Annotated in this window: 9 protein-coding genes and 1 pseudogene; 3 read left to right on the forward strand and 7 right to left on the reverse strand. The window is 68.9% G+C overall.

What is annotated here, in order from left to right; genetic code table 11:
- Window positions 1–127 precede the first annotated feature (127 nt).
- Genes ABTW65_RS27010 through nth form a run of 4 tightly spaced genes read right to left on the reverse strand, consistent with a single transcriptional unit; the run spans window position 128 to window position 3358 of the window.
- A complete protein-coding gene (locus ABTW65_RS27010) occupies window positions 128–1306 on the reverse strand; it encodes a MarP family serine protease (RefSeq protein ID WP_350665944.1) in 1179 nt (392 codons plus the stop codon).
- Window positions 1303–1998 carry an NUDIX hydrolase gene (locus ABTW65_RS27015; RefSeq protein WP_350665946.1) on the reverse strand — a complete coding sequence of 232 codons (696 nt, stop codon included), beginning with the start codon at window positions 1996–1998 and terminating at the stop codon, window positions 1303–1305. Before ABTW65_RS27015 ends, ABTW65_RS27010 begins: the two co-directional genes overlap by 4 nt.
- Window positions 1995–2642, reverse strand: coding sequence for a TlpA family protein disulfide reductase (locus ABTW65_RS27020; RefSeq protein ID WP_350665948.1), 648 nt, complete (start codon window positions 2640–2642; stop codon window positions 1995–1997). The genes ABTW65_RS27015 and ABTW65_RS27020 overlap by 4 nt, the downstream gene beginning before the upstream one ends.
- The gene (gene nth / locus ABTW65_RS27025; RefSeq protein ID WP_350665950.1) at window positions 2642–3358 is read right to left on the reverse strand and encodes an endonuclease III; all 717 of its coding nucleotides are present in this window, start codon (window positions 3356–3358) and stop codon (window positions 2642–2644) included. Before nth ends, ABTW65_RS27020 begins: the two co-directional genes overlap by 1 nt.
- A 187-nt stretch (window positions 3359–3545) precedes the next feature.
- Between nth and ABTW65_RS27030 the strand changes: the two genes are divergently transcribed.
- From ABTW65_RS27030 to ABTW65_RS27040, 3 genes are all read left to right on the forward strand, one after another.
- Window positions 3546–4223 (forward strand): Crp/Fnr family transcriptional regulator, encoded by a 678-nt coding sequence (locus ABTW65_RS27030; RefSeq protein WP_008356269.1) that lies wholly within the window; start codon window positions 3546–3548, stop codon window positions 4221–4223.
- A gap of 68 nt (window positions 4224–4291) precedes the next feature.
- Complete coding sequence (locus ABTW65_RS27035; RefSeq protein ID WP_350665952.1) at window positions 4292–4801, forward strand: SigE family RNA polymerase sigma factor; 510 nt, start codon at window positions 4292–4294, stop codon at window positions 4799–4801.
- Window positions 4794–6209, forward strand: coding sequence for a hypothetical protein (locus tag ABTW65_RS27040; RefSeq protein WP_350665954.1), 1416 nt, complete (start codon window positions 4794–4796; stop codon window positions 6207–6209). The genes ABTW65_RS27035 and ABTW65_RS27040 overlap by 8 nt, the downstream gene beginning before the upstream one ends.
- Before the next feature lie 43 nt (window positions 6210–6252).
- Here the strand turns inward: ABTW65_RS27040 and ABTW65_RS27045 are convergent, their stop codons facing one another.
- From ABTW65_RS27045 to ABTW65_RS27055, 3 genes and pseudogenes are all read right to left on the reverse strand, one after another.
- A complete protein-coding gene (locus ABTW65_RS27045) occupies window positions 6253–6849 on the reverse strand; it encodes a YdeI/OmpD-associated family protein (protein ID WP_350665955.1) in 597 nt (198 codons plus the stop codon).
- A 17-nt stretch (window positions 6850–6866) separates the two neighbouring features.
- Complete coding sequence (locus tag ABTW65_RS27050) at window positions 6867–7661, reverse strand: MBL fold metallo-hydrolase (RefSeq protein ID WP_160025773.1); 795 nt, start codon at window positions 7659–7661, stop codon at window positions 6867–6869.
- Window positions 7658–7850, reverse strand: a pseudogene (locus ABTW65_RS27055) (NUDIX hydrolase); the annotation flags it as partial. The pseudogene ABTW65_RS27055 and the gene ABTW65_RS27050, both read right to left, overlap by 4 nt.

Here is a 7850-nt window from a genome sequence, read left to right on the forward strand (position 1 = left end):
CACCCCCGCCCCCCCCCCCCGGGGGGCGTTGCTCCTACCCCACCCCCCCCCCCCCCCGACGCAGGTGACGTTTCGGCCGACCTGCCTGACGCCTCGGCCGACCTAGCTGACGTCTCGGCGAGAGGGGTCAGCCGGCGCAGGCCCCGGTGTCGACAGCAGCGGTCTGGGCGCGAGCCTCGCGGGCGATCTCGATGACCTGGTCGGTGGTGAGGGCGTAGCCGGTCTCGGAGTCGGTGACCGAGGCGGCGAAGACGACGCCGACGACGTCGCCCTCGGAATCGACGATGGGGCCGCCGGAGTTGCCGGGGCGGATGAGGCTGCGTACGGAGTAGACGTCTCGGATGACGGTGCCGACGCCGTAGATGTCGGGCGAGCGGAGGCGCTGCTCGGCACGGATACGACCCGGCTGTACGTCGAAGGGGCCGTCCTGCGGATAGCCCAGGACCGCGATCGGGTCCTCTGCGGCGGCAGTGCTGTCGAACTCGAGGCGCTTGAGGTTGCCGGCACCTTCGAATTTCAGGACCGCGATGTCGATCTCGGGGTCGTAGTGGACGACCTTGGCGTCGTTGGCTCCGTCTCCGACGATGACGTTGGGGTCATCGACGCCGGCGACGACGTGGGCGTTGGTCATCAGATAGCCGCGGCCGATGACGAACCCGGTGCCCTCGACGCCCTTGCCGCACTCGTTGGCGCCGCGGATCTTGAGGACGGACTCGCCGGCACGTACGACATCGGGGTCGGTGAGCATGCGCCGCGGACCGGGTCCGACCTCGACGATCCGCTCGCGGGCGAACGGCTCGAGGTAGCGCGGGAAGAACGAGGTGCCGACGACGTCGTTGAACGCGCTCAGCGCACGGTCGGCAGGCGACGGCATGATCGAGTCGACCTTGGCCAGGATCGCCGAGCCACGCACCGCGGGCGTGAGCCCGTTGATCTGTGCGCCCGAGACCGCGACCCCGAGAGCCCAGGCGACCACCAGTACGGCAGCCGCGCTGAGCAGCGAACCGCCGAGCGCATCGACGATCCGAGCCGGTTGCCAGGTGATCTCGTCTCGCACGCGTACGCCGCCGTACTGCAGCACCGCCTGCCCGATGGACGCACACGCGATCACGACGAAGAGGGCACCGAGGGAGACCCACAATGACGGAGCCGCGCTGCCGAGCACCTTCGGTGCCAGCCAGATTCCGATGAAGCCACCGAGCAGCAGTCCGCCGGTCGCGAAGGCGCCGGTGATGAAGCCCTGCCAATAGCCCGAGAGCGCGTAGGCCCCGACGAGGATGATCAGGATCCAGTCAAGAAAGTTCACGGCTGATTCCGTTCGCGTCCCTGGAACATGTATTCGGGCAACTCCTTGATCGGGGCGTCCGGAATCTCCGTGATCCACCCGAGATAGGTGAAGAAACGGCTGATGATTCCACCTGTGAAGCCCCAGAGGATGACATCCTTCTCCGGTCCGATCAAGAACGCGGGCATCAGCCATTCGCTGCGGCCCGGCGCGCCGACCTGGATCCGATGGGCCGGGTCGATGAGATCCGACAACGGCACCCGGTAGACGGCGTGCACCTCTTCGACCGAGCGCGTGGTGACCGGAGACGGCTCGCGCCACCACGCGATGATCGGCACCACCGCGTGGTTGGAGAACGGGATCCACAGCGCCGGGAGGCGGCCGACGACGTCGACACCGGTCGGGTCGAGACCGGTCTCCTCCCAGGCCTCCCGGAGCGCCGCCTCCTCGGCGGTCTCGCCCGGATCGAGCCGGCCGCCGGGGAACGAGACCTGGCCCGGGTGCGAACGCATCGTGTGCGAGCGCTCGGTCAGCAACAGATCGGGACCCGAGGGGCCGTCGCCGAAGAGCATCAGGACCGCCGACTCGCGGGCGCTGCCGTCGGCAGGCGGCAGGAACTGTGAGATGTCCTCGCCCTGGATCTGCTGCGCCGCCTCGACGATCTCGTCGAACCACTCCGGTCGAGTCCCGTTGGCCGACTGACGCTCGCTCACAGCGTGATCCCCAGCTTCTTCTCCACGAGCTCCTTCACCTGGGTCGCACTCGTCATGCCACCCATCTGCAGCAGCTCCACCTCGCCGGAGGAGGACAGGACGTACGTCGCCGGCACCGCGCGCGCCGTGAGCGGCCCGCCCTGCAGGTCACCGCCTGGATCGGCGTACATCGGGAAGGTCACCCCTCGCGAGATCGCCTCCTCGAGCGCGACCCCGGGGACGGTGTCCATGACGTCGATGCCGATCACCGGCACCTCGTCGCCGTAGGTCTCGTAGAAGCTCTGCAGCGCAGGCATCTCTTCCTTGCATGGCGCGCAGAAGCCCTGGAAGAGGTTGATCACCATCGGTCCCTGGAACGAGGCGAGGTCGGCGGACTCGCCACCGCCGAGGCAGGGCAGCTCGATCGACGGCAGTCCGCCGTCGCTCGCCGGCCCTTCCTGGCAAGCCTCCACCTTCGATGCCTTCTTGGCCGCGACCATCTTTGCGGTGGCGACGTTCACCTTGGAGGAGGACGGCTCGTCGGCGAGTGGCGCGCCGGACTGCCCGCCACCGCTCGAGGAGTCGGTGCCGCAACCGGCCAGGACGGCCAGCAGCAGGGCGGCTGCCGACGCGGCCCGGGCTCGTCTACCCAGGGCACGAACCATCAGTTGCGGCCCTCCGTGCGGACCAGCTTGGCTGCGGCGACCGGGTCGGTCGGCCCTTCGCCGTACGCAGGGCACAGCTGCGCCACCGGACAGGCACCGCACGCCGGCTTCTGGGCGTGACAGATCCGCCGCCCGTGCCAGATCACGTGATGCGACAGCATCGTCCAGTCCCGCTTCTCGAACAGCGCACCGACCTCGTGCTCGATCTTGACCGGGTCCTTCTCGGTCGTCCAACCGAAGCGCCGAGAGAGCCGCCCGAAGTGTGTGTCGACGGTGATTCCCGGCTTGCCGAAGGCATTGCCGAGCACCACGTTGGCGGTCTTGCGCCCGACACCGGGCAGCTTCACCAGCTGCTCCAGACGGTCGGGCACCTCGCCGTCGTACTCCTCCACCAGCACGGCGCTCAGCTTGAGCAGCGCGTCTGTCTTTGCGCGGAAGAAACCGAGCGGCCCGACGAGCTGCTCCAGGTGCTCCCGGGGCGCGGCCGCCATCTCCTTCGCGGACGGGTAGGCCGCAAAGAGGGCCGGCGAGGCCAGGTTGACCCGCTTGTCCGTGGTCTGCGCGCTCAGCACGGTCACGACCAGGCACTCGAACGGATTGGTGAAGTCGAGCTCGGCCTTCGCATCCGGGTAGGTCTCACCGAGGACGCGGTCGATCCGACGGGCACGACGCACCAGACCCAGGCGCGTCTCAGTCGCAAACTTCTGGGCAGGCACGCGCCAAGGCTACGCGGCCGCACCGACAATCCCGATCCCGCCCAGAGCGCGACTACCACAAACACCGCTCAACACATGCACTTTCTGCCCTTATCGGTGGGTGATGTGCACTTGTGAGACGTTCCACAGATAGGATTCCCGGTGTAATACCCGCGGATGTGGGGAAAATCCAGGAGGAATGGCCGCAATGGACAACGACGTACTCCGTCAGGCACCGCTCTTCAGCGCACTCGACGACGAGTCGATGACGGCCCTGCACGCCTCGATGGCAGAGTCGAAGCTCCGCCGCGGAGAGGTGCTCTTTCACGAGGGCGACTCCGGCGACAAGCTGTACGTCGTGATCGACGGCAAGGTGAAGCTCGGCCGCACCTCGTCCGACGGCCGCGAGAACCTGCTCGCCATCATGGGCCCCGGCCAGATGTTCGGTGAGCTCTCGCTCTTCGACCCCGGCCCCCGTTCGGCCACCGTCACCGCGGTCACCGACTCCGCCTTTGCGAGCCTGTCCCACGAGGACCTCCTCAAGTGGCTCGAGGGCCGCCCGGTCGTCGCCCGCGGCCTGCTCGCCCAGCTGGCCGGCCGCCTCCGCAAGGCCAACGACGTCGTCGCCGACCTCGTCTTCTCCGACGTCCCCGGCCGTGTCGCGAAGGCCCTGCTCGACCTCGCCGACCGCTTCGGCCGCACCGCCGACGACGGTGTCCACGTCCACCACGACCTCACCCAGGAGGAGCTCGCCCAGCTCGTCGGCGCCTCCCGCGAGACGGTCAACAAGGCCCTGGCCGACTTCGCCAGCCGCGGCTGGCTCCGCCTCGAGCCGCGCAGCGTGGTCATCATGGACATCGAGCGCATGGCTCGTCGCGCCCGCTGATTCTTTACCTTCCAACAGGCATCCGGCCTCCTTCCACCTGGCGTAACAGCAGGTGAAAGGAGGCCGAGATGCTTTTCAGATCAGACTCGGGTCAGGCGGAGTTCGACGAGTTCGTACGCTCCCGCGCCCAAGCACTCTCCCGTACGGCGTACCTGCTGACCGGTGATGCCCACCTCGCCGAGGACCTCCTCCAACAGGCGCTCCTGTCCGCGGCCAAGGCGTGGCACCGCATCGAAGGCCACCCCGAGCCGTACGTCCGGCGGATCCTCTACACCCAGAACATCTCCTGGTGGCGCCGCCGTCGCTTCGCGGAGACCCCGCTGGACACGCACGAGGCCACCACCGCAGCGCCCGAGACCGGCGACCGAGAACTCCGGCTCAGCCTGGAACAGGCCCTTGCACAGCTGACGCTGAAACAGCGCACGATCCTGGTGCTGCGCTACTTCGAAGACCTCACCGAGGCCCAGACCGCCGACATGCTCGGGCTCCACGTCGGCACCGTGAAGTCGACCGGCCGCAAAGCGCTCGACCGACTGCGCACCCTCGCCCCGCACCTCGAGGAGCTCATCAATGACTGACCAGAAGCTTCGCGACGAGCTCTCCCGAATCGCCGACACGACACCCGCTCTTCGGGTCCCTGACGGCCTCTACGCGCGTGGTCGCCGCATCCATCGCCGCTCGGTCGCGATCGTCGCGGCCTCCGTCACCGCGGCCGTCGCTCTCATCATCGTCGGCTTCACCGGGCTCCCCGACCGACAGTCCGATATCGAGCCGGCCGAGCGCAACGGCGACCTGGCCGTCCCACAGATGGTCGAGACCGCGCCGGAGTGGTTGACCGAGCTCGACGGGCTCGGCTCGTACGCCCACGTCGACGTCATGGAGGACGACCTCGACCTCGGCGTCGGGGCAGTCGCGTACGTCCGGAGCAGCAGCGACGAGAACGGCAGCGTCCCGGTCGTGGTCGATGCCGCCACGGGCGGATATCACGTGCTCGACCTGGCCGGGTTCGTCGGCAAGGAGGTGCGCGGCCAGCCGTCACACAGCGCCCTCGCACTCTCGCCGGACGGCACCCACCTCGCCTGGGCATGGGCCGACCCCACCGACAGCGACACCACACCGCGTCCAGCCGGCGTGAAGGTCGCCGACCTGACCACCGGGGACGTACGCACCTGGAACGTCTCCGCGCAGCACGACGCCGCGGTCTACGTACACAACCTCGAGTGGTCCACCAATGGACAGTGGCTGCTGTGGCAGGGCTGGCAGATGCGGAGCTGGCGGGACGCGACCTTCGAGATTGAGACCTCTCGGGCCGGCGGCATCGGGCTCGGGGACGACGGGTTCCTCTTCACGGACGAGAGCTCCGCTCAGGCCGATCAGCAGAACAGGGAGCTCGGGTTGAGCCGGGAGGTCGAGTGGGCCATCTCGGACGACGGCACGATCGCCCGACTCATCGAGAGCCACGTCGTCAAGCAGGCCCCCGGGACGGCGCCTGAGAACCAGTCGCTGCCCCCGATCGACGCGGGACAGTACGTCGGCCTGGCCTTCAGAGGAACAGAGCTGCACGTCATCAAGCGGCCGTTCGGGACCGAGGTGCTGCCGGCGGACGGGAGCTCACCCGGACTGAAGACCGCTGCGAGTGGATACCCGCGGCTCGTCGGCTGGGCCGGTCCGAACCCGATCCTCTGGGAGGAGATCGACGACAACCTCACCTCCTTTGATCAGTACTGGTCGGCGGCCCTCGACGGCAGATCAAGCCTCGTCACGATGCACCGACCGATCGCCAAGGGCGCGACGATCGCCTACCGGCTGATCGAACCCGGTGAGGACAGGACCACCGTCATCCGCCCCGACCCGACCTGGCCCGAACCGTCCAGCGGCCCGAACCTGCCGATGATCGGCCTCAGCATCGCGGCGCTGTTCGCCCTTGTCCTCGCCCCGTTCGTCGTACGCCGGCGTCGGTTCCGTTCGGAGAGGAAGGCCAGCTGAGTGCGCACCGAGTGTTCCGCGGCACGCGCCCACACGAACGGAGCTACTGAGGCCGGCGCTTCTGGGGATGGAGCGTCTCGTGACGGGCGAGCATGGCGACGTACTCCTCGATCCGGCGCGCCCGCGCAGCCTCGGTCTTCAGGGAGGTGATGCGGTGATAGAGGGCGTAACGGTTCTGGGAGGTGAGGACGTCGTACATCGCCTGCGCCTCAGGCACCGCAGCGATCGCGGCGAGGAGGTCGGGCGGGGTCTCGGCGGTGGCCGGACCGGCGTACGCCACCTCCCACCGCCCATCCGACTTCGCCGCCTCCACAGCGGCCCGCCCGGCGGCGGTCATCCGGCCCTCGGCCTCGAGACGGCCGATGTGCTCGACGTTCCTCAGCGACCAGCGGCTCTTCGGCCCACGTGGCGTGAACCGCTGGAAAGACGACTGCTCGTCGCGCCGCCGGGCCTGCCCGTCGATCCAGCCGAAACAGAGCGCTTCATCAAGCGCGGTCTGCCAGGTCAGCGTGGTCAGCGTGCCGCCCTTCTTGGTCAGCACCAGCCAGACCGCGGGGGTGTCGGCATGGTGCTCCTCCAGCCAGGCCCGCCACGCGGGCGGGTCGGGAAGCAGGAGCTCGGCTCCGGACAGGATCGCCATGAGCGGAACAGTAGGCCTCAGCGCTCAGCGAGGTAAGCCAATTGCGCTCGTACGGAGAGCTCTGCGGCGCCCCAGAGGACCTGGTCGACGTCGGCGTACACGATCTCGACGATCGCCCGCGGATCCGCGTCGGCAGGGGTGGCGCCGAGGCCGGAGAGAGCCTCCTCGACCTGGCCGAGGCGTTCGCGACGATGGGCGATGTAGTAGTCCAGCGCGCCGAGGGCGTTCCCGATGACCGGGCCGTGGCCGGGCCAGACGCTGCCGACGCCGTGCTCGGAGGCGAGCGCGTGGAGGCGGTCGAGGGAGTCCAGATAGGCACCCAGCTCGCCGTCGGGGTGAGCGACGACGGTGGTCCCCCGCCCGAGGACCGTGTCGCCGGTGAGCACGGCGCCATCGGCGGGCAGCCAGAAGGAGAGCGAGTCCGAGGTGTGGCCGGGGGTCCCGACGACGCGGATCTCCAGGCCGTCGACCTCGATGACGTCACCGTCGCCTAGCCCCTCGGTCCCGAGCCGGTATTCAGGATCAAGAGCGCGTACGCCGGCCCCGACCCGCTCGGCGAAGGCCCGTGCCGCCTCGGAGTGGTCATAGTGATGATGGGTCAGCAGCACCGTCGCCACCTCGCCGGCCGCCTCCGCGACCGCATCGAGATGCCCCTCGTCGAGAGGCCCGGGGTCGATCACGACCGACCGGCGCGCGCCGGGCTCGCGCAGCACCCAGGTGTTGGTGCCGTCGAGCGACATGATCCCGGGGTTGGGCGCGAGGATGCACTGCCCGCGCTCGCCGAATGCCCCGCCTGACCAGGACTCGTTCATGAGCGCTTCCTTCCGGCGACGAGAGTGGCGTGCAGGGGCATCATCGACAGCGTGTGGCCGCCGTCGACCTCGGTGACGGCCGGGGTGAACATCGTCAGCACGCGCTCCGCAGCGGCAGCGAGGACCTCGTCCTCCGACCCGAGCGAGGTCACCTCGAGACAGTTGAGGTAGGTCGGCGGCATCATTGCC

Origin of the sequence: Nocardioides sp. NPDC127503 (assembly GCF_040302165.1) — a bacterium.
Taxonomy (GTDB): domain Bacteria; phylum Actinomycetota; class Actinomycetes; order Propionibacteriales; family Nocardioidaceae; genus Nocardioides.

Coding starts and splice junctions, on each gene's coding strand:
- ABTW65_RS27020 (WP_350665948.1), bottom strand. CDS start 2,642: ATGGTTCGTGCCCTGGGTAGACGAGCCCGGGCCGCGTCGGCAGCCGCC.
- ABTW65_RS27030 (WP_008356269.1), top strand. CDS start 3,546: ATGGACAACGACGTACTCCGTCAGGCACCGCTCTTCAGCGCACTCGAC.
- ABTW65_RS27035 (WP_350665952.1), top strand. CDS start 4,292: ATGCTTTTCAGATCAGACTCGGGTCAGGCGGAGTTCGACGAGTTCGTA.
- ABTW65_RS27040 (WP_350665954.1), top strand. CDS start 4,794: ATGACTGACCAGAAGCTTCGCGACGAGCTCTCCCGAATCGCCGACACG.
- ABTW65_RS27045 (WP_350665955.1), bottom strand. CDS start 6,849: ATGGCGATCCTGTCCGGAGCCGAGCTCCTGCTTCCCGACCCGCCCGCG.
- ABTW65_RS27050 (WP_160025773.1), bottom strand. CDS start 7,661: ATGAACGAGTCCTGGTCAGGCGGGGCATTCGGCGAGCGCGGGCAGTGC.